The 19,536-nt window shown below is 69.5% G+C and carries 16 protein-coding genes and 1 pseudogene; 6 read left to right on the top strand and 11 right to left on the bottom strand.

Annotated features, from left to right (window positions below):
- Positions 1-120: 120 nt before the first annotated feature.
- From ATL45_RS28680 to ATL45_RS38570, 4 genes are all read right to left on the bottom strand, one after another.
- Positions 121-3,477 carry a TM0106 family RecB-like putative nuclease gene (locus ATL45_RS28680; RefSeq protein ID WP_093156886.1) on the bottom strand — a complete coding sequence of 1,119 codons (3,357 nt, stop codon included), beginning with the start codon at positions 3,475-3,477 and terminating at the stop codon, positions 121-123.
- 328 nt (positions 3,478-3,805) lie between these two features.
- The gene (locus ATL45_RS28675) at positions 3,806-5,224 is read right to left on the bottom strand and encodes an alkyl sulfatase dimerization domain-containing protein (RefSeq protein WP_211841313.1); all 1,419 of its coding nucleotides are present in this window, start codon (positions 5,222-5,224) and stop codon (positions 3,806-3,808) included.
- A complete protein-coding gene (locus ATL45_RS28670) occupies positions 5,181-5,600 on the bottom strand; it encodes a hypothetical protein (protein WP_093156757.1) in 420 nt (139 codons plus the stop codon). Before ATL45_RS28670 ends, ATL45_RS28675 begins: the two co-directional genes overlap by 44 nt.
- Before the next feature lie 45 nt (positions 5,601-5,645).
- Positions 5,646-6,359 (bottom strand): TetR/AcrR family transcriptional regulator, encoded by a 714-nt coding sequence (locus ATL45_RS38570; RefSeq protein ID WP_170210381.1) that lies wholly within the window; start codon positions 6,357-6,359, stop codon positions 5,646-5,648.
- Between the two features lie 113 nt (positions 6,360-6,472).
- On the opposite strand from ATL45_RS38570, the gene ATL45_RS28660 reads away from it, so the two are divergent.
- The 4 genes from ATL45_RS28660 (at position 6,473) to ATL45_RS28650 (ending at position 9,858) form a co-directional block, all read left to right on the top strand.
- Entirely contained in the window at positions 6,473-7,819 is a 1,347-nt protein-coding gene (locus ATL45_RS28660) for an alkyl sulfatase dimerization domain-containing protein (protein WP_093156759.1), read from the top strand.
- 61 nt (positions 7,820-7,880) lie between these two features.
- The gene (locus tag ATL45_RS28655) at positions 7,881-8,951 is read left to right on the top strand and encodes an NADH:flavin oxidoreductase (RefSeq protein WP_342775315.1); all 1,071 of its coding nucleotides are present in this window, start codon (positions 7,881-7,883) and stop codon (positions 8,949-8,951) included.
- Positions 8,918-9,052 (top strand): hypothetical protein, encoded by a 135-nt coding sequence (locus ATL45_RS40190; RefSeq protein WP_342775314.1) that lies wholly within the window; start codon positions 8,918-8,920, stop codon positions 9,050-9,052. Before ATL45_RS28655 ends, ATL45_RS40190 begins: the two co-directional genes overlap by 34 nt.
- Positions 9,053-9,084: 32 nt before the next feature.
- A complete protein-coding gene (locus ATL45_RS28650) occupies positions 9,085-9,858 on the top strand; it encodes an SDR family NAD(P)-dependent oxidoreductase (protein ID WP_093156761.1) in 774 nt (257 codons plus the stop codon).
- Positions 9,859-9,996: 138 nt separating this feature from the next.
- Here the strand turns inward: ATL45_RS28650 and ATL45_RS28645 are convergent, their stop codons facing one another.
- From ATL45_RS28645 to ATL45_RS28630, 4 genes are all read right to left on the bottom strand, one after another.
- Entirely contained in the window at positions 9,997-11,310 is a 1,314-nt protein-coding gene (locus ATL45_RS28645; protein WP_246025597.1) for an MFS transporter, read from the bottom strand.
- A complete protein-coding gene (locus tag ATL45_RS28640) occupies positions 11,307-12,509 on the bottom strand; it encodes an acyl-CoA dehydrogenase family protein (RefSeq protein WP_093156763.1) in 1,203 nt (400 codons plus the stop codon). The genes ATL45_RS28645 and ATL45_RS28640 overlap by 4 nt, the downstream gene beginning before the upstream one ends.
- A gap of 9 nt (positions 12,510-12,518) precedes the next feature.
- Entirely contained in the window at positions 12,519-14,075 is a 1,557-nt protein-coding gene (locus tag ATL45_RS28635; protein ID WP_093156765.1) for an acyl-CoA synthetase, read from the bottom strand.
- A 69-nt stretch (positions 14,076-14,144) separates the two neighbouring features.
- Positions 14,145-15,389 (bottom strand): M20 metallopeptidase family protein, encoded by a 1,245-nt coding sequence (locus tag ATL45_RS28630; protein ID WP_246025596.1) that lies wholly within the window; start codon positions 15,387-15,389, stop codon positions 14,145-14,147.
- A 293-nt stretch (positions 15,390-15,682) separates the two neighbouring features.
- Here ATL45_RS28630 and ATL45_RS28625 point away from each other — a divergent pair, with 293 nt between their 5' ends.
- Positions 15,683-16,255, top strand: a complete 573-nt coding sequence (locus ATL45_RS28625; protein WP_246025595.1) for a TetR/AcrR family transcriptional regulator — start codon at positions 15,683-15,685, stop codon at positions 16,253-16,255.
- 105 nt (positions 16,256-16,360) lie between these two features.
- On the opposite strand, the gene ATL45_RS28620 is transcribed toward ATL45_RS28625, so the two are convergent.
- The 3 genes and pseudogenes from ATL45_RS28620 to ATL45_RS28610 form a co-directional block, all read right to left on the bottom strand.
- Positions 16,361-16,555 (bottom strand): ferredoxin, encoded by a 195-nt coding sequence (locus ATL45_RS28620; protein ID WP_093156769.1) that lies wholly within the window; start codon positions 16,553-16,555, stop codon positions 16,361-16,363.
- A gap of 48 nt (positions 16,556-16,603) precedes the next feature.
- Positions 16,604-17,804, bottom strand: a pseudogene (locus tag ATL45_RS28615) (cytochrome P450).
- Positions 17,805-17,846: 42 nt separating this feature from the next.
- Complete coding sequence (locus tag ATL45_RS28610) at positions 17,847-18,539, bottom strand: DUF3159 domain-containing protein (RefSeq protein WP_093156771.1); 693 nt, start codon at positions 18,537-18,539, stop codon at positions 17,847-17,849.
- A gap of 267 nt (positions 18,540-18,806) precedes the next feature.
- Here ATL45_RS28610 and ATL45_RS28605 point away from each other — a divergent pair, with 267 nt between their 5' ends.
- On the top strand, positions 18,807-19,508 hold the full coding sequence (locus ATL45_RS28605) for a response regulator transcription factor (RefSeq protein WP_170210380.1): 702 nt from the start codon (positions 18,807-18,809) through the stop codon (positions 19,506-19,508).
- Positions 19,509-19,536: the final 28 nt, after the last annotated feature.

The raw sequence follows: 19,536 nt of genomic DNA, 5'->3' as shown, positions 1-19,536 counted from the left end.
CACCTTTGTACGATCGGCACGTGATCCGGAATGAAATTCCGCGTTACTGACGTCCGCATCCTGGAACGGGAAGCCGGGGGCACGCACGACCGCATCACCCGCGGCACCGAGGGCGTACGGTCAGCCGGCGGGCCAGGGGTGGGCGTCCCGCAGCAGTCCGAGCATCCCGGAGACGAGCCGCATCTGCTCGACCGTCCGGATGTCCGCCTCCAGCAGCTGCGGACTGCACACCAGCACCGCCACCGACTGCGCTCGCGACAGCGCCACGTTCAGCCGGTTGCGGGACAGCAGGAAATCCAGTCCGCGGGGCAGGTCGATCGCCGACGAGGACGTCATCGTCGCCACCACCACCGGGGCTTCCTGGCCTTGGAACCGGTCCACCGTGCCGACGCGCACGTCGCCGAAACCGGCGTCGGCCAGCGCGCGGGTGACCGTCCGCGCCTGCAGGTTGTACGGTGCCACCACCAGGAAATCCGCGTCCTCCAGCGGACGGCCCTGCCACGTGCGCCCGTGCAGGTCCGCGATCACCGACACGACCTTCGCCGCTTCCTCGACCGACCTCGTGGTGTTCCCGCGGTGCTCCACCGACGCGAGGTACAGCCCGGAGGCGAAGTCGTCGATCGAACGGTCCGCGGACGGGTGCGAGTGCAGCAGACCCGCGTAGGACAGCCGGGAGACCGGCGCGCACACGGCAGGGTGCATGCGCCGCGTCAGGTCCAGGAAGTAGCCCAGCTCCGGCGGCATGATGTCCGCGTCGCCGATCAGGTGCCCCAACGCCGACGCCTCCGCACCCGCCGGGTGCGTGCCCTGCACGACCTGCGGCAGCTGCTGCGGATCGCCCAGCAGCACCAGGTTCTTCGCGCACATCGACACGGCCAGCGCGTCCGCGAGCGCGAACTGCCCCGCCTCGTCGATCACCAGCACGTCGAACGGTTCCTCGCGCACGGCGGCGTTGGCGAACGTCCACGCGGTGCCGCCGACGAGGTGCCCGTCGTTGTGCTCGTCGCGCCACTTGGCCAACGCGTTGTTCGTCTTCGGCTGTTCCCACGGCAGCGCGGGATCCGGCGTCCGGCGCGGCCGTTTCGCGCACGCCATCGTCGGCGCGTTGCCGAGCGCGGCGGAAAGCACGTTCTCCACGGCCTTGTGGCTGTTGGACGTCACACCGACCGTCCGCCCGGACCGCACGAGGTGCGCGATCAGCTTGCCCGCCAGGTACGTCTTCCCCGCCCCGGGCGGGCCCTGCACCGCCAGCACCGACCCGTCGAGCGCGTCGACCGCCTCGATCACGGCGGCCACCGAGTCCTCGCCCGGTGCGGGCAGCGCACCGCCGCGCAATCGCGGGATCCGGCGCAGCAGGTCCACGCCCGGGTGCGCGGGCAGCTCAGGGAGGGTTTCGCCGACCAGCCGGGCCAGGTCGGCCACGGCCTCGTCCTTCGGTGCGGGCCGCACCGGGCCGCCCGGCAAGACCGCGGCCGGCAGCTCGTTCGACGTGCTGTCCGGTGCGCTGCTCTCCTCCAGCGTCAGCTCGACGGCCGAGGCCGCCACGACCTTCGCGTCCCGCGCATCGGCGCCGTACCGCAGCCGCACGTCGTCACCGACCGCGAACGGATGCGGCCGGTCCGGATCGCACGCCACCGTGAGCGTGCGCTTGGCCGTGCGAAGGCGCCCCGACGGCGGCACCCACTCCCCCGCGGACACCGACACCGGCACAGCGCAGGTCGTGTCCACCTCCAGGTCGCCGACCGGCGCGGCGAGCTGCCGGAAGAACTCCCACCACGCCGGGTTCGTCTCGCGCCGGTGGTAACCGACGGAGGCGGCGAGCAGCGCGCGAGCGCGGTCGTCCGGGGTGAAGTCGGCAGGATCGTCGGGCAGGCCGTCGAGCAGCGGGTCGACCAGCGCCGCCAGCGCGGCCGCGCGTTCGGCCCGGCGCAGCGCGGCCTCTTCCTCCTCCGTCCGCCGGATCAGAGCGTCCACTTCGGACTCCGGTGCCGGAGTTGCGAGCTCGATGCCCGCTTCCTCGCGGACGCGGTGCAGGAACTCCAGCAGCCGCAACGTGGACACGCAGTCGTACTCGTTGTAGTCGGCGATGCCGCGCAGCACCTCGTCGGCCTCTTCGACGTCGCCGGCCTTGGTGAGCGTCAGGTAGTCCTCGTACGCCTCGATGCTCGACGCGGCCGTCTTCACCTCGCCGTCGCGGGCTTCCGGCATGTACAGCGGTTCGAGGTACTTGATCGAGTACGACCGCTGGCCGACCCGCAAGGCCTTGCGCACCACCGCGTACAGGTCGATCATCCGGCCGCCGCGCAGCAGCTCGTCCACGGCTTCCTCGCGCGTTCCGTGCACCGCGGCGAGCCGCTTGACGGCCGTGACCTCGTACGGCGCGTAGTGGAAGATGTGCGCGTCCGGATCCTCGGTGAGCCGGGCGGTGGCGAAGTCGACGAACTCCTCGAAGGCACGCTTCTCCTGGAGACGCGTGTGCGCCCAGAACGGCGTGAACCGCAGGTCGGGCGTGACGGCGCCGAACAGGTACTCCAGCCCGGTGCCGGCGAGCGCGTACGGATCGCCTTCCATGTCGAAGAAGACGTCGCCCGGGCTCGGTGGCGGCAGCTCGGCCAGCGCCGTCGGGTCGATGACCTCGTAAGCCAGTTCCCCGGTCCGGTCCTGCCGCACCTGGATCGCGGCCTGCGCCCGCAGGTTGGCGAACGTGCCCGCCGACATGTCGCGCGGCCGGTCGGCGGGCTCGGCGGTGGCGAGCGCATCGATCGTGCCGAGCCCGGCCGTCACGAGCTTGCGCCGCTGTTCGCCGCGCATGCCCGCGACCAGCGACAGGTCCCGGTCCGCCTCACGCGCGGAAGAGCAGTGGTCGGCGAAGCCGCAGCCGCTGCAGGCGGGCCGCTCGTCGGCCCACAGGCGTTCCGGCAGTCGCGGCGGCCGCGTGACGAGCCGGTCGCGGAGCCGATCCAGCAGCGGCAGGAAGTCCTCGACGCGCAGGCTGCGCTTGGTGCCATCGCCGAGTAGCAGGTGCATCTCCGGCCCGGCCGGCCAACCGGCACGGCGAAGCGCGTCGGCGTACGCGGTGAGCTGCAGGACCGCGGACGGCTTCGCGTGCCGCGCGAGCTTCGTGTCGTAGACCTCGTAGCGGCCCTGATCATCGCGGAGCAGGAAGTCCGCGCGTCCGGAGAACTCGCCGTCGTGGAAAACGGCCTGGTAGATGACCGGCGCGCCCGCCCGCAGCGCTTCCTCGGTGGCCTTCGCGGCGGCGACCTGATCGGGCTCTTCGATCTCGACCACGGTCTTGCGCTCATCACGCAGCCGCTCCAGCGTGGCGGCCTCGTGCGCGCGCCCGTGCTTGACGGCCAACCGGTCGGGCCCGGAACTCGGACGCGGCGCACCGGGCAACCCCGCCGCCAGCGCTTGCTTGAGAATGCTGCGGTGCTCGCATTCGAGCAGATCGGCGAGGTCGGACGGCGTGTGCATCGCCAGGCAGTCTGACATGCACGCCCACCCATGCCAGCACCACGGGTACCGACACGCCGAGCCGCCGCTGCCGCCGGACCGGCGGGTGATGTGCGACGCAGTGCGCGACCGAACTGCGGTGCCTGCAGGTATGCGGCTTCAGATCAGTCACGTCCGGGAAGCAGGCGCATGGCGAGCACGGTTCCATCCGGGTGGGCGGTTCGCCTGTGACGCTGGGACTTGCTGCAACAACGCACCCACGTTGTCCGTGCAGCACAGGTCAACCCGTGGTGACGGCACCCAGCGTCACCGTCTGCGTCTGGTTCGAAACCGCAGATCCGCAGCCGTCCTATGCGAAGGGGCGCTTGGCCTCGGCGCTGGCGGCAGCAGACCTGTAGAGGTTCGTCGCCATCAAGCTGGTCTCCTGGGCAGCGCGGTCGGTGTAGAGACGTGCTACGCCCTCGGCAACGTCGGGATCATCGGGGGCCGCTTCCACCGCGTAGTCCGCGAGATGGCAGGCCAGCGCCATGTTGCGGGGTGCGAGTTCGGTGGCGCGAGCGAGCAGTGCGCCGACGCCGCCGGCCAGGGCGGCGAGTTCGGTGGCCACGTCGGCGCGCGGGGCAGGCTTGAGCTCGCTCGGACGCCCGCTCCACCAACCGCCGAAGTAACGGATGACGTTGCGGACGATGAACTCGGCCTCGTCGTAGACGGGTTGCAGCCAAGGCGCGTCGGATTCCGGCAGGTCCACGCGGCGCACGATGTCCACGTGCGGCGGAGAACCGTCTTCGAGGACGGCCAGCGTGCGTTCGACGATGTCCTCGAGGAAGCCCGCCGTGTCCAGGAGGATGCGGCGGACGAGTCCGGGGTCGTTCACGACCGGTCCGCCGTGGCCGGGGCACAGCGAGGCGGCACCGGTCTCGGCCATCTCGCGCAGCCCCTTGGCCCAATCCCAGGGATAGCGCTGCGCTTTCTGCGGATTGCCCGCGTTGGGCACCCCCCAGATGATCAAGTCGCCGGTGCACAGCACGCGGCGCTCGGGGCAGTAGACCCAGGTGTGGTCGTCGGTTTCTCCGCGACATGCGCGCAGTTCGAAGGTCGCTTCACCGACGCGGAGTTCGAGAGACTGCTGGTAGTGGCGCGTCGGTGGGTACTCGGGGTAACCGAAGCGCAGGTCCTCGGATTCGAAGGTGGGGTCGTCGGTGCGGCCGCCGAACTGGCGGCTGTTGATCGTCGCGTTGTGCCGCGGGCTCCGCGCGTAACGCGCGAATCGTTCATCCATGTTGGCCTGGGCGACGATCTGTGGTGCGGTTTGACCTTCGGCGAGGAAGGCGCCGAGGCCGAAGGCGTGATCGACGTGACCGTGCGTGTAGATCGCGGTGTGCACAGGTAGTTCGGTGCGGGTTCGGATGTGCTCGGCCATCTCGCCCGCGAACAGGCGGGTGCCCGAGTCGACCAGCACTAGGCCCTCGTCGGTGGCGAAGGCCGTGACACCGGAACCGATCGACGTGAACCAGGTGTCCGGTGCGACTTCGATCGGCCCACCCGTCCAGAAGAACTTCGCTTCCTGCGCGGTTCGTCGGGCCGTGGAGGTCCACTGACTCGCGGGATTCTCTGCCATTCGGGGCCCCTTCGTGGGTGCGGATTGATCTTCCGGGCGGCGGGTCGAGGACGGCCAGCTGCCCCCCATCACCTGGTGAGCACTGCGGACGATGACGTGCCGCCGCCTAATTCCGGCCACTCGGGTTTGCGCGTGGGACGGACGCGGCACGCTGGCGCAGTTTTCGGTGCCACGGCGGCCCACCGACGGCAACCGTGGCGGCGAGGGCCGCGGCGGTGATGAAGGGCGCCCACCAAGTCCATCGGTTCAGCAGCAGCTCCAGCCCGACGGCACCCGCGACGAGGAGCACCTTGGCGACGACCAGGTGACGCATCGGCGGGTACGCGGTAACCGGCCGCCTCAGCCGCCTCCGCGCGAGGTGCACGATGGGCGGTAGCACTAGGACGATCACCAGGAGGCGCAGGGCGTGCTGCCAGAGCGGAACGTCCCAACCGAACGCCCATGCCCCGCCGATCACCAGTGCGGCAACGGCATAACCGAGGCGCACCGGTGTCCCGATCGGGTCGGCGTCTTCTTCCGCTGCCATCAGGAAATCTCCTCGCTGTCGGTATGACGCCGCCCGCGGCCGATCTCACTCGCGTGGAGCGGATGCGGCGGCGGTCAGCAGGCCGGTGACCGCGTCGATCAGCGCCACGACGAAGGTTTCGGTGTCAGGCTCGTCGCTTCGGGGGTCTGCGGACGCGTTCCGCTGCTCCAGGTCGGCGAGCGCCGTGAGGATCAGTTGTCCGGCCCACCGAATTCGGGGGCGGACCTGGGGTTGGGACAGGAATGGAAGGCGGTCGGTGACCAGACGGCCGACGGCTACCGCTTCGTCCAGTCCGGCGATCTCGGGGAGCGCGGTCACATCGCGCCCGACGTGCTCACAAACCCGATCGAGGAAACGGACGTAATGACTGCCGGGTTCAGCGGCCTGCTCGGCCAGCGGCCGGACCAGCACCTCGACCAGGTGCCACGGTTCGTCGAGGCGCCCCTCGTCCTCGGCCAGTTTCAGCAACTGCGCGCGGCGGGTGTCGATGCCGTCGAGGCGATAGTCGAAGATTGCCCTGATCAGCGTCGGCTTGTTCTGGAAATGATATTTCGCCGCCGCCGTGTTGCGCTGTTCGGCGTCCGCGCTGATCTGGCGAAGCGAAGTCGCATCGATTCCCTGCGTCGCAAACAATCGCTCAGCAGTGCGCAGAATTTGCAAACGCGTTGATGTTCCCAATGTGATCCAGCTTCTTTCCAGCTCATTCGTCCGACGACCTGCGCCCGTCGGACGGAATCTCGACAACTGCGCGAACAACATAGCAGCGCCGCTCGGGTGGACCTCCAATCGATCACCGCTATCGGTGCAATCGAGTAAACCATGTGGTTTAATGAGCGTCAACGCACCGCCCAACATCGAGCGAGGAGACTTCCATGCCTGATTTGTCCAGTCGAGCGGTCGGGGTGCAGGCTCAGCGGACATCGGTGGATTCGCGACTGGGATCGGGCGCGCATTCGCTGATGCAGCAGAACTTCGGCAACATCGGCAACGCGCAGTTCCAGCACGTCGCGGCGCGCGAGGTCGCCGCCCCGAACCCGCCGAAGGTCGTGGAGGTCGCGCCGCGCACCTTCATGATCCAACCCGGGATGGCCAACGTCGCGCTGTTCGAGACCGATGACGGCCTGCTCATGGTCGACTCCGGCTGCGCCGGCGACGGCCCCGCGCTCCTGCACGCGGTCCGCCAGCTGAGTGCTCAGCCCCTGCACACCGTCGTGTTCACGCACGGGCACGTGGACCACGCCTTCGGGCTGTGGGCGTTCCTCGAGGCAGGAGAACGGCCTCGGGTGGTCGCGCACGAGAACCTGCTCGACCACTTCGCGCGCTACGCCAAGACGGCGGGCCTGAACGCCGCCATCAACGGACAGCGTCCGGGGGCCAACGGTCGCAGCTGGCCGAGCGCCCCGGAAGACTTCGTCGTTCCGGACGTCACGTTCCGCGACGCCCTGGAACTGCGCATCGGTGGCGAGCGATTCGTGGTGCGCCACGCCAAGGGAGAGACCGACGACGCCGCGTGGGTCTGGGCGCCGCAGCGGCGGGTGATCGCGGCAGGGGACCTGGTGGTCGGCTACCTGCCCAACGCAGGCAATCCCCGCAAGGTCCAGCGGTACGCGGAAGAGTGGGCCGACGCCGCCGAGGAGATGGCTGCTCTCGACGCCGACTACGTGATCACCGGCCACGGCGACTGCGTCGAGGGCGCCGAAGCGATCCGCGACGAGCTGCTGACGATGGTCGAGTACCTCCGGTACATCGTGCGCCACGCGCTCGACGGCCTCAACGCCGGTATGCGGCCCGATGACATCGTGGAATCCCTGGTGATCCCGACGCGCCTGGCCGCACACCCGCGCCTGCAGCCCCGCTACGACCGTCCGGAATTCATCTGCCGCAACGTGATCCGCCGCTACGGCGGCTGGTGGGACGGCAATCCCGCGAACCTGCTGCCCGCTCCGACGGCCCTTCGGGCAGGGGAGATCGCGCGCCTCGCCGGTGGTGTGGACGTGCTGGTCGCACGGGCCAACGAGCTGGCGGACAGCGATCTCCGATTGGCCTGTCACCTGGCCGAGTGGGCGTTCCTGGCCGACCCGCGCTCATCCGCGGTCCAGGACTGCTACGTCGCGGTGTTCGACCGCCGCCGGGACGGCGAGCAGTCGCTCATGGGCAAGCTCGCGTTCTCCGAACCGAGCCAACGCGTCAACGCGCAGCGTGCGGAAGAGGACCGCTGACCGGTGTTCCCAGGTTGGTCCGGCGAACCTGCTGCGACGCCCCGATCCCCAGGAAGCCCCTATGGCTGCCACTCCGATTCCCGATGTGTTCTCGCCGGGCAAGATCGGTCCGCTGACGCTCCGGAACCGCACGATCAAGGCCGCGACGTTCGAGGGACGCAGCGACGGCGGGCTGGTCACCGATTCGCTCATCGAGTTCCACCGGCGCCACGCGGCCGGCGGCGTCGGCATGACCACCGTCGCCTATTGCGCGGTCGCTCCGGAAGGACGCACTCAGTTCGACCAGATCTGGATGCGGTCCGATGCCGTCGCCGGACTGCGGCGGCTCACCGACGCCGTGCACGCCGAGGGAGCCGCGGTTTCAGCGCAGATCGGACACGCCGGGCCGGTCGCCAACGCCAGGTCCAACGGGATGGCCTCCCTCGGCCCGAGCCGGCGGTTCAACCCGCTGGGCATGCGCATGACACGCTCCGCCGCGGAGCAGGACATCGACCGCATCGTCCGAGCCCACGGCACGGCCGCCCAGTTGGCATTGGAGTCCGGGTTCGACGCGGTCGAAGTCCATCTCGGACACAACTACTTCGCCAGCTCGTTCCTCAGCCCGAAGGTCAACAGGCGCGAGGACGGCTTCGGTGGCTCGCTGGTCAATCGGGCGAAGGTGGCGCGCGCTGCCGCCCGGGCCGTCCGGGCCGCCGTCGGTGACAGGATCGCGATCCTGGCCAAGTTCAACATGGACGACGGTGTCCCGGGAGGTTTCTGGCTGGACGAGGCGCTCCAGGTCGCCCAGTGGTTGGAGGCGGACGGTGCGGTCGACGCGTTGGAGCTGACCGTGGGCAGCTCGCTGCTCAACCCGATGTACTTGTTCAAGGGGAAGGTCCCCGTTCGGGAGTTCGCCGAAGCGCTGCCGCAGCCGCAGCGGCTGGGTGCACGGATCTTCGGGCGAGTCCTTCTCCACGAATCCCCTACCGGAACACCTACCTGCTCGAAGGAGCCCGCCAGTTCCGCGCCGCCCTCGCTCTGCCGCTGGTGCTGCTCGGCGGTATCACCGACCGAGCGGACATGGATCTCGGGATGTCGGAGGGCTTCCAGTTCGTCGCCATGGCCCGCGCCCTGCTGCGCGAGCCGGACCTGATCAACCGACTCCAGCAGGACGCCTCGACCCGCTCGTTGTGCATCCACTGCAACAAGTGCATGCCGACCAACTTCACCGGCACGCGCTGCGTGCTGGCCTGACCCCGAAACACGTTTCCACCGAGGAGGTTCCCATGACTGCCTTCGTCCCCGTCGAGAACCGCTACGCAGGTCGTGTCGCCGTGCTCACCGGTGCCGCCTCCGGCATCGGTCGGGCCACGGCGCTGCGACTGGCAGCCGAGGGAGCCGTCGTGCACGCCCTCGACATGAACGCCGCGGGCCTGGAGGAGACCGCGGATCTCGCGGCCGGCTTGCCCGGCACCGTGCGCGTCCGCGTCACCGACGTCCGCGACCGCGCCGACTGCTTCGCCGCGATCGCGGACGTCGTGACGGATTCGGGCCGCTTGGACGTGCTTGGCAACATCGCCGGCATCGCCCGCTACGAACACGCCACGCAGGTCAGCGAGGCGGACTACCGCGCGATGATGGCGGTCAACCTCGACGGCCCCTTCTTCCTCTGCCAGGCAGCCATCCCGCATCTGACGGCCCACGACGGGAACATCGTCAACGTGGCATCCACCGGTGGCCTCATCGGGCAGGCCTACACCGCTGTGTACACGATGAGCAAGGGCGCCCTGGTGCAGCTCACCCGTTCCTTGGCCGTCGAGTTCATGAAGCAGAACCTGCGCATCAACGCCATCGCGCCGGGAGCGGTCGAGACGCCGCTGGTCACAGGATTCGCCATGCCGGACGACGTCGATCTGTCCCTGACCACCAACACGCTCACACCACGCCCGATGGCCACTGCGGACGACGTGGCGGCCCTGTTCTGCTTCGTCGCCTCCCCAGAAGCCCGAAACATCAACGGCGCTGTGCTCTCCACCGACAGCGGCGTCACCGCCGCCTAGTTGGTCGACGGCGGCAGGGTTCGCAACATCTGGGCGAGGGCGGTGCCATCCCGTTCAAGCCGATGACCGGGGTGGGTGTTGAAGCGATCCCGGTCAGTCTGCGAGAAGGACGGACCGCCTGTGACGCCGGGGTTTTCATCAGGCATCGTCGGTGGTGACCTCCCGGCGTGCTTGCTCGGTGGTGTCGCGGGCGTAAGGGTGGTACAGGGCGGCCGAGGCGAGGCCGTTCGCCGTGGTGAGCGCGACCGTGATGAGCAGCAGTGCGGGTTGCAGCCCGACTCGGTCCCCGAGGTAGCCCGCGAGCAACGCGTAACCGCCATATGCGACGGATTCGACCAGGTAGACGGACACTGCGAAGGCCAAGGAGCGCAGGTGTGGCGGGACGACCGCCATCACCAGCGGGCGGTTCACCACCGGGACCTGCCCCTGGAGCAGCCCGAGCATCGCGAAGAGCACCACGTACGGAGCGATGCCCTCCGAGGTGAGGTGCAGCACGATGAAGGCGACGGCGGCGAAGGCGAGCTGACTGGCCTGGAGCATGATCACTCGGCCGCTCCGGGGCAGGGCCAGGTGGAGGCGGTCCAGGAGCCGCCCCCCGAGGAGAGTGCCGACGACGTACCCCAGCGAGAACGGCAGCGCGGCCAGTGATGCCGTCGAGGTCGAGAACCCGCGTTCCTCGACCAGGAACACGATCCCGAAGCTCATCATCACGTTCTGGCCCGAGAACAGCCTTTGCGCCAGCAGGTAGCGGAAGCTGCGGATGCGAAACAGCTCACGCAGGCCATCGCGCACCTTCCGGGCTTTGTGCTCCAGTTCGCCGCGGTGCGGCGCGTTGCTGGCGGCAGTCGGCTCGGGATCGTCGAGGAAGGCCAGGATCAGGACACCGATCAACAGGCAGATCGCGCCCGAGCCGACGTAGCCGTAGCGCCAGCCGTTGTCGAAGTGCGCCAGCAATCCGAACACCGGGGCGCTGGCGCCGGTGATGATCGCGACCCCGGCGTACAGGATGCCGGTGGCGCGGCCGCGGTGGTGGTCGTCGTAGATGTCGCCGAGGATCTCCAGGGCGATGGCGCCGGAGCCGGCGAACCCGGCGGCTCCGATGCCGTAGAGCACGAGGAACACCGGGAAGTTCGGGGCCAGGCCTGCGGCGATGATCCAGACGCCCCAGAAACCCGAGCAGATCGCCAGCACCTTCCGCCGCGAGTACCGGCGACCGAGGATCGCCCACGGCACGCTCGTGGCGGCGCCTGCGACCTTGGCGACCGCCACGAGCGTGCCGAGGGCTGCCTGCGACAGACCGAAGGCGTCGCGCATGAGCGGGAACATCACCGTGGTGATGCTGTTCTCCGCGTTGTCCATGGAGGTCGACGCGGTGAGCAGCGCGAGGTTCTTGCCGCGCGACCCTCGGTTCCCGCGCCGGAGTGCCCCCTCGGCCCGGGTCGCAGCGCTCACCGCGGGGTCCCAGCTGCCGTTGCGGCCCTCCCCACCAAGCCCTTGGCGATCGCGTTCTTGTGGATCTCGGTGGTGCCGGTGACGATCCGGAACATGCGCAGGGTTCGGAAGATCTGCTCCACCTCGTGCCCCTGCGTGACGCCGGTCTTGCCGTGGATCTGCACGGCGAGATCGGCCACCCGGAAGGCCGCCTCCGCGGTGAACAGCTTGCACATGTTCGCCTCGACGACGATCGGCGCGCCGCGGTCGGCCTGTGCCGCGGTGGCCAGCACCATCGCGCGGGCCGCGTGCAGCTCGGTCGACATCTGCGCGAGATGGTGCTGGATCGCCTGCAACTCGACCATGGGGCCACCCGAGACGGTGCGGTTGCGGGCGTAGTCCAGCGACAGCTGCAGAGCACGCCGGGCGAGGCCGATCATGGTGGGGCAGTGCAGCAGCCGGTTCATGTTGATCCGGCCGACACCGACCTGCAGCCCCTTGCCGAGAGGACCGAGCACGTTCGCCGCGGGCACGAAGCAGTCCTCGAGGAGGATGTCGCCCTCGATGTGCTGACCGGACATGGGGGTGTCGCCGTCGAGCACGGTGCAGCCCGCAGCGTCGAAGTCGACGATGAACGCGCTGTAGGTCTCGCCCTCGTCGTGGTGGCGGGCGACCACGATCGCGAAGTCGGCGAAGGAGGCTGCGGAGCTGAACACCTTGCGGCCGGTCAGCCGATACCCGCCCTCGTCGCGCCGGGCGGTCGTCGTCATCCGGCGGATGTCGGATCCGGCCTGGGGTTCGGTGAGCGAGAAGCAGCAGGCCCGCTCACCGCGGATGACGGGAAGGAAGTACCGCTCCAGCTGCTCCTGGGTGGCGACGTTGAGCGCCACGCCCACCCGCAGCGGCCCGCCCATGTCGCCGAGGACGTTCGGGAACAGCGACGACCCGCGTGCCGCGGCTTCTTCCTTGAGCACGCACAGGTCGTGGTTCGACAGTCCGTGGCCGCCCAGCTCCGGCGGCAGGTTGATGCCGTAGAAGCCGAGCTCGCGGCTGCGGCGCCACACCTGCCGCAGGGCCGCCCGGTCGACCCGGGTTTCGGCGGTGATGCCGTGCTCGCGCTCGAACGGGATCAGCTCCTCGTCGAGGTAGGTCCGCAGCTTGGCGACCCAGCCCTGCAGCTCGGGCAGGTGGCCGTAGTCGGGTTCCAGCGTGAAGGTCATCGTGGCTCCTCAGTTGACCCGGCGGTCGGCGCCGGCCCAGTAGGTCTCACGGATCGCCTTGCGGTCGATCTTCCCGTTCTGGTTGACCGGCAGCGCATCGACGAAGTCGACCGAACGCGGGCGCTTCATGCGTGCCAGGTGCTCGCCGCAGAACTCGATCAGCGCCTCGGCGTCCACTGTGGAACCGGTACGGCGCACCGCCACGGCCTTGACCGCCTCGCCCCACCGGTCGTCGGGCACGCCGACGACGGCGGCGTCGTAGACGTCGGGATGGCGGTGCAGCACCGCCTCCACCTCGACGCAGTAGACGTTGAAGCCGCCGGAGATGATCATGTCCTTCTTCCGGTCGACGATGAACACGTAGCCGTCCTCGCGGCGGGTCGCCAGGTCCCCGGTGCGGAACCAACCGTCCCGGAAGCTCTGCGCGGTCAGCTCGGGGGCTCGGTGGTAGCCAGGTACCACCTCCGGGCCGCGAACCACGATCTCGCCCACCGCGCCGGGCGGCACTTCCCGGAAGTCGTCGTCGACGACGAGGACTTCGGCTTCGGTGGCCGGCCGTCCGCACGAGGACAGCAGCTCCTGCTCGCCGTCCTCGATGGCCCGCCGGTGGTCCTCGGTGGTGAGGAACATGACCGCCGATGTGGTCTCGCCAGCCCCGTACGCCTGCGCCAGGACAGGACCGAAGAAGTCCCAAGCCTCGCGAATCCGGGTCGGCGTCATCGGAGCGGCGCCGTACACCACGCGTTCCAAGCTGCTCAGGTCGAAGTCGCCGCGCGAGCAGGTCCGCAGGATGACATTGATCATCGTCGGGATCAGCAGCACGTGCGTCACCCGCTCCCGCTCGATGGTTGCCAGCACCTGCTCGGGATCAAAACCGCGCAGCACCACGAGACAGCCACCGGCGCAGATGATGCCGATGATCGGCATTCCCGAGGCGTGCGTGATCGGGCCGACCAGAAGTTGCCGCCCGCCGGGACCGACGCGGACTTCGGGGCTCGAGACCAACTTGCGCATGAGGGCCAGCCGGTTGCCCTGCGTCTGCACCGCCGCCTTGAGGACTCCGGTGGAGCCGGAGGTGAAGTGCAGCACCGCAGGATCGTCCGGGCGCAGGTCCGCCCAGGCGGGCTCCGCGTCGGTCCTGGCCAGGAAGTCGGCGTACCCGTGCTGTGCTCCCTCGGCACCGGGTAGCCCGACCACGTGCTCCACAGAGCTGTCGGCTGCCGCGGCAACCGCCACCGCGACGTGCTCGGGACCGGCGAGCAGCACACGGGCACCGGATTCGCGCAACAGGTGCGCGATCTCGCCCTCGCTGAGCCGGGCGTTGATCGGCACCCGCACGAAACCGCCCTTGTAGAGCGCGAACTCGGTCACGACCAGTTCGGCGCAGTTCCACGACAGCGTGGCGACCCGGTCACCTGAGGCCAGACCGAGATCCTGGAGAGCGGCGGCGAGCCGGTCGGAGTCGTGGTCCAGCTGGGCGTAGGTCATCCTGGTCTGCTCGCAGACGACTGCCTCGGCTTCGGGCTGGTGCACCGCATTGCGGCGCAGGAACTGGGCAAGGTTCATGGGGTGCTCGCTTCCGGTGAACTGGGAGTCGCATTCGAGATGCTGCGGGAGCCGCGTGCTGGGTGGGACTCAGCTCGCTCCGCTCCGGGCGTGTGCGGTCAGGGTCTGCGCCGCGAGGATCGCGAGTGCCGCGGCCTGGTCCCCCAGGACGGCGTCGTCGAACACCGCGTGCGGCGAGTGGTTCGGCACGGACGCCCTGTCGCTGCCGGGTGGACTCGCCAGCAGCATCAGCATCGTGCTCGGCACTCGCTGGGCGACGTAGGAGAAGTCCTCGGCGCCCATGGTGGGATGCGGTGCGGTGACGACCCGGCCGCCGAACGCCGGTCGCAGGGATTCGAGAGCGCGCTCCGTGGTCGCCTGGTCGTTGACGACGCTCGGGTAGCCGGTGGTGATCTCGGCGGTCGCCGCGGCGGAGTGCGCCTCGGCGATCCCCGCGATGACACGGGGCAACTCGGCCTCGATCCTGGCCAGCGCCTCGGGCGACATCGTCCGCAGGGTTCCGCTCAGCCGGGCCTTGCCGGGGATGACGTTGTCGGCACCCGTCCCCGCGGCGAGGTTCGTCACCGACAGCACCACCGGGTCGAAGACGTCGAACCGGCGGGTGACGAAGGACTGGAGTCCCAACACGATTTCGGCCAGCACCGGCACCGGATCGACGACCTCGTGCGGCCGGGAGCCGTGGCCCCCGCGTCCGGAGACCTCCGCGGAGAACGAGCTCGAACTCGCGGTCACCGTGCCGGGCCTGGTCAGAAAGGTGCCGCGGGGACCAGGACCGACGTGCACGGCGTACGCCGCGACCGGGCGTTGGCCGGTCACGTCGAGCAGGCCCTCCTCCAGCATGAGGCGAGCTCCCTCGAACCCTTCTTCGCCGGGCTGGAACATGAATACGACGTCGCCGGCGAGCTCGTCGCGGTGCGCGTGCAGGAGGTGGGCGGCACCGACGAGCCCGGCGACGTGCAGATCGTGGCCGCAGGCGTGCATGGCTCCGTTCGTCGACCGGAACGGCAGGTCGGTCGCCTCCTGGAGCGGCAGCGCGTCCATGTCGGCGCGCAGCAGCACGGTCGGGCCCGGGGTGGCGCCGCGGAGGACCGCGACCACCGAGGTCAGCGCCGTTCCGGTGTGCAGCTCCAGATCGAGCGGGGCGAGCGCCTCCAGCACCCTCCGCTGGGTCTCCGGCAGGTGCAGGCCCAGCTCGGGTTCTGCGTGGATCGCCCGGCGCAGCGTCACCAGCTCGGGCAGCAGTTCCCCTCCTCGGGCGATGAAGCGCTCGGCCGGGCTGGCCGGGAACCGAGGACCGTCCGCAGCGATCTTCACGAGACAGCTCCATAGGTGGCGTTAACTGAACAATATGTATGTTCCTGAACAAGTTGTTCGCGATCGTACGGCGGGTTGCATCGGCCGTCAACGCACTCCGGCCGCCGCGGCGACGGCGAGCGTGGCCTCGGGAGGCCGCGGTCCGGCGATGTGCAGGGCCATGCCGGTTCGGGCGTGCCCGCCGCGTAGCCGCCCGCGGGGTGGGGAATCATGAGATCGAGACCCGCTCGACCGAGGAGCTGACGGAGAGGAGCCGGGCCATGTCACCGCAGTCCGGAGGCGGCGACCGACGGGTGCGCCGCACCCGCAGGGCGATCCGCGAGGCGCTCGTGGAGCTGTGCGCCGAACAGGACTTCGGTTCGCTCACGGTCGAGGACGTCCTCGACCGCGCGGACGTGGCGAGGGCGACCTTCTACGCCCACTACAAGGCCAAGGAAGACGTCCTCGTCGACATCGTCCGCTCGCTCACCGAGGATCGGGCCGCGTGGGTGGCGGAGTACGAGGCACAGCGCCCCGACGGCTTCACCGGTAACCCGCTGCGCAGCATTTTCACGCACGCCGAGAACAACACCGCGGTCTACCGGGTGATCCTCCGGGGAGCCGGTGATGGGAGGCCGTTGCGCGAGTTCTACGAACGGACCAGCGAAGAAGCCGAGGCACTGTTCCGGGCGCGTGCTGAACAATCCGGCGAAACGCCGCGCATCCCCGTCGAACTCGTTGCGCGCGCGTGGGCGGGCGAGCTGATCGGGACGCTCGCGTGGTGGCTTCAGGGCGACACGGGTTACACCGCTGACCAAGTGGCCGCGATGCTCAGCGACCTCTCCATCCACGGGCGCCGCTGGGCCGCGGAGCCTGCATCCGGCTGAGCCCGCACCCGGCCGACCGAGCGGCGACCGCCAACCTTGGAACGGCGAAGTGGCGATGCCGTCGTTCCGGCCGAACCACGGCCAGAACGACGGCATCCCGCGGAACTACCGCTGCAGCGTGATCGCGAGTGCGGGGCAGCCCGCCGCGGCCTGCTCGACCTGTGCCAGCAGTTCGCGCGGCGGGGCGGGATCGAGCACCAACACCCGGCCGTCCCCGTCGTTCTGGTCGAAGACGTCGGCGGCGATCAGCGCGCATTGCCCGGCGCCGATGCACTTTTCCTTGTCGGCAATGACATTCATCGGGATTCCTCGTCTCGTGCGGTGTGAGGCGTTGTGCGCGACGGGGCGCTACCAGGTGACGCGGACCTCGTTCAGGCCTCCGGTCAGCCGGTCCGTGCGAACCTCGATGTCATCGAGGTCCACAGCCAGTCGCAGACGGGGGAACCGCCGGAACAGCGCCGGGAAGACCGTGCGCAGTTCGGTCCGGGCCAGGTTCGCGCCGATGCAGAAGTGCATGCCGTGGCCGAACGCGAGGTGCTGGTTGGGACTGCGCTCAGGATCGAACCGCGCTGCCTCGGTGAAGGCCTCCGGATCCTGGTTCGCGGCCGATGGCGATGATCACCGCATCCCCGGCGGAGATCGTCTGGCCGGAGATCTCGACGTCGTCGTGCGCGTAGCGCACCAGACCCAGACCGCTCGGCGAGGTCCGGCGCAGGATCTCCTCCACCGTGCCCTCGACCCGCCCGTCGGGGTCGGCGGCGAAGGCGTCTCGGCGGTCCAGATCGGACAGCAGCAGCAGGACGCCGAGATCGATGCGCCCGGCGGTCGTCTCGTGACCGGCGAAGATCAGCCCTGCGGCGAGCCGCGCGATGTCCTCGTCGGTGAAGGCCGGGAAAGCTCGTTGCGCGAGCACCATGTCCGAGATGACGTCCTCGGCCGGGTTGCCCCGCTTGGCCTCGGCCAGCTCGCTGGTGTACGCCATGAACTCGGCCATGGCGGTGCGAGCGACGTCGCCCGCGTTGATCCGGCCGATCCGGTCGGAGAGGTCGCGGAAGAGCTCGCGGTCTTCGTAGGGCACGCCGAGCAGTTCGCAGATGACGAGCACGGGCAGCGGGAAGGCGAGGTGCTCGTGCAGATCGACCGGTTCACCGGGAGACCGGTCGTGCGCGGCCTGCATCGCATCGAGACAGCCCTCGGTCAGTTCCCGGATGTGATCGCCCAGCGCGCGCATCCGCTTTGCGGTGAACGCCGGCGCGAGCAGTTTGCGCAGCCGCTGGTGGTCTTCTTGCTCGGTGTTGTAGTTGCCGGACGGGCCGTTGAAGAACGCGGCGTCGGAAACCTTCGCGGCCGCTTCAGGCGCCGGGTGCGACCGCCCGAGGCGCGAATCGCCCAACAGTGCCCGTGCCTCGGTGTAGCGGGTCACCAGCCACGCCGGGTCACCGGAGGGAGTGCGGACTTGAACGAGCGGGGCCTGGCGACGCAGGACGGCGTAGTGCGGTGCCAGGTCGAGCACGTTCGGTCGGTCGAACGGCAGTTGGGGCGCGGTCATCGGTGTTGTTTCCTCCGTGATCGGTTACGTTGCGGCCGCTCGTCAAGCAGCCTTCTGCGGGTCGGGCGAAGAGCTGAGATCCGGTGCAGCCGCCGCGGTCTTTCCCGGGGCACAGCGGTGCGTCCCGGTCGTGCGGCGGAAGACCCGCCACGCCAGCAGCACGCCGAGTCCGTGCACGGCCGGCCCGACCGCGTTGGTGAAGCCGAGCGCGACGGTCCGGCCTGCCAAGAACAGGGGGATTTCGGCCGACAGGATGACGACCTTCGCGGCGAGCAGGACCACATTGGACCTGGTGAATGCCCGGCGGCGGATCGGACAGCGGCGCCATCCGGTCCCCTCGCCGGTGACCAGCCCCGCCACCAGGCCCAGCGGTGGCCAGCCGAACGCCAGCATCACCGGGGTCACCAGAGCGATGGTGCTGTGGATCACCAGGCCCGGCGCGAAGAAGTTGGCGGCATCTCCGGTGCGCGAGGCCAGCAGCCCACCGAGGCAGATGATGCCGAGGGCACCAAGCGCGCGCCAGACGGGTTCCCTGCGCACCAGCCGTCCCACTGTGATCCCGATGCCGCAGGTGAGGGCGAACGCCACCGCGATGAGAACCCGGTGGGTCAGCGCGAAGGTCAGGGTGAAGAAGAGGATCGGCGCGATGTCGATCAAACCTGCGCGCACTCGGCTCTGCACGTCGGGCTGGGTGTTCTCACCGCGGTCGTCATTGCGGGGTGGCGAAGGGGCCACGGCTGCTCCAAAGGGCCGGCTGGGTGCGTCGATGCCAGGAAACCTGGACCGGCTGACCCCGCACGGTCACCAAGCTGACGATTTGCTGACAACGGCCGGACCCCACGCGCGTTTCACCGCGTTTCCGCTGCTCCGCCGCGCGCTACCGGTCGGTGATCCGGTGCGTGCGCGCAGTAGGATGCCGACGCTGGAACCAGGCGGCGGGTCGCCGCCCGAGCCACGACACGATGGGTGCCTGCCATGCCGTCCGCTTCGCGGAACGAGGGGATGTCACCGCCCCGGGGAGCCGGGCAGCGGTTGCTCGTCGTGGACGACGATCCGAGACTGGCGGAACTGCTGGAGACCACCTTGAGCCTGGCGGGTTACGAGGTGGAGGTGGTGGGTTCTGGTGCCGAGGCCCTGCACGCCTGTGCCTCGACCCGGCCTGACCTGATGGTGCTCGACGTGATGCTGCCCGACATGGACGGGTTCGCGGTGTGCCAGCGGTTGATCGAGAACGAGGCACGACTGCCGGTGCTGTTCCTGACCGCGCGGGACGCGGTCGAGGATCGCGTGACCGGTTTGGCGTTGGGCGCCGATGACTACCTCACCAAGCCGTTCAGCGTTCTCGAACTGCTCGCCCGGGTGCACGTCCTGCTGCGCAGAGCGGGTACGGCCGCAGGATCGAGCCACGTACTGCGCTTCGCCGACCTGACCGTGGACGAGCGGAGCATGCGAGTGCGCCGCGGTGACCGGCTGATCACGCTGTCCCCGACCGAGTACAAGTTGCTGCGCTACCTGCTGGTCAACTCCGAGCGCGTGGTGTCGAAGGACCAGATCATGGACCACGTCTGGCAGCACCGGTTCAGCCCCGGGGTCGTCGAGAAGCTGGTGTCCCGGCTGCGGGCGAAGGTGGACGCACAACCACCCGCTCTGCTCCGCACGGTGCGTGGTTTCGGTTACAGCCTGCGGAGCCCCGGAAGTGACTGACGTGACCCGCGCTTGGCGGAGCTCGCTG

This window comes from Saccharopolyspora antimicrobica (genome assembly GCF_003635025.1).
Classification (GTDB): Bacteria; Actinomycetota; Actinomycetes; order Mycobacteriales; family Pseudonocardiaceae; genus Saccharopolyspora; species Saccharopolyspora antimicrobica.
The sequence above is the reverse complement of the archived record's forward strand: the minus strand, read 5'-3'. Positions and strand labels throughout refer to the sequence as shown.

Coding starts and splice junctions, on each gene's coding strand:
- ATL45_RS28680 (WP_093156886.1), bottom strand. CDS start 3,477: ATGCACACGCCGTCCGACCTCGCCGATCTGCTCGAATGCGAGCACCGC.
- ATL45_RS28670 (WP_093156757.1), bottom strand. CDS start 5,600: ATGGCAGCGGAAGAAGACGCCGACCCGATCGGGACACCGGTGCGCCTC.
- ATL45_RS38570 (WP_170210381.1), bottom strand. CDS start 6,359: ATGTTGTTCGCGCAGTTGTCGAGATTCCGTCCGACGGGCGCAGGTCGT.
- ATL45_RS28660 (WP_093156759.1), top strand. CDS start 6,473: ATGCCTGATTTGTCCAGTCGAGCGGTCGGGGTGCAGGCTCAGCGGACA.
- ATL45_RS28655 (WP_342775315.1), top strand. CDS start 7,881: ATGGCTGCCACTCCGATTCCCGATGTGTTCTCGCCGGGCAAGATCGGT.
- ATL45_RS40190 (WP_342775314.1), top strand. CDS start 8,918: ATGGCCCGCGCCCTGCTGCGCGAGCCGGACCTGATCAACCGACTCCAG.
- ATL45_RS28650 (WP_093156761.1), top strand. CDS start 9,085: ATGACTGCCTTCGTCCCCGTCGAGAACCGCTACGCAGGTCGTGTCGCC.
- ATL45_RS28640 (WP_093156763.1), bottom strand. CDS start 12,509: ATGACCTTCACGCTGGAACCCGACTACGGCCACCTGCCCGAGCTGCAG.
- ATL45_RS28635 (WP_093156765.1), bottom strand. CDS start 14,075: ATGAACCTTGCCCAGTTCCTGCGCCGCAATGCGGTGCACCAGCCCGAA.
- ATL45_RS28620 (WP_093156769.1), bottom strand. CDS start 16,555: ATGAATGTCATTGCCGACAAGGAAAAGTGCATCGGCGCCGGGCAATGC.
- ATL45_RS28605 (WP_170210380.1), top strand. CDS start 18,807: ATGTCACCGCCCCGGGGAGCCGGGCAGCGGTTGCTCGTCGTGGACGAC.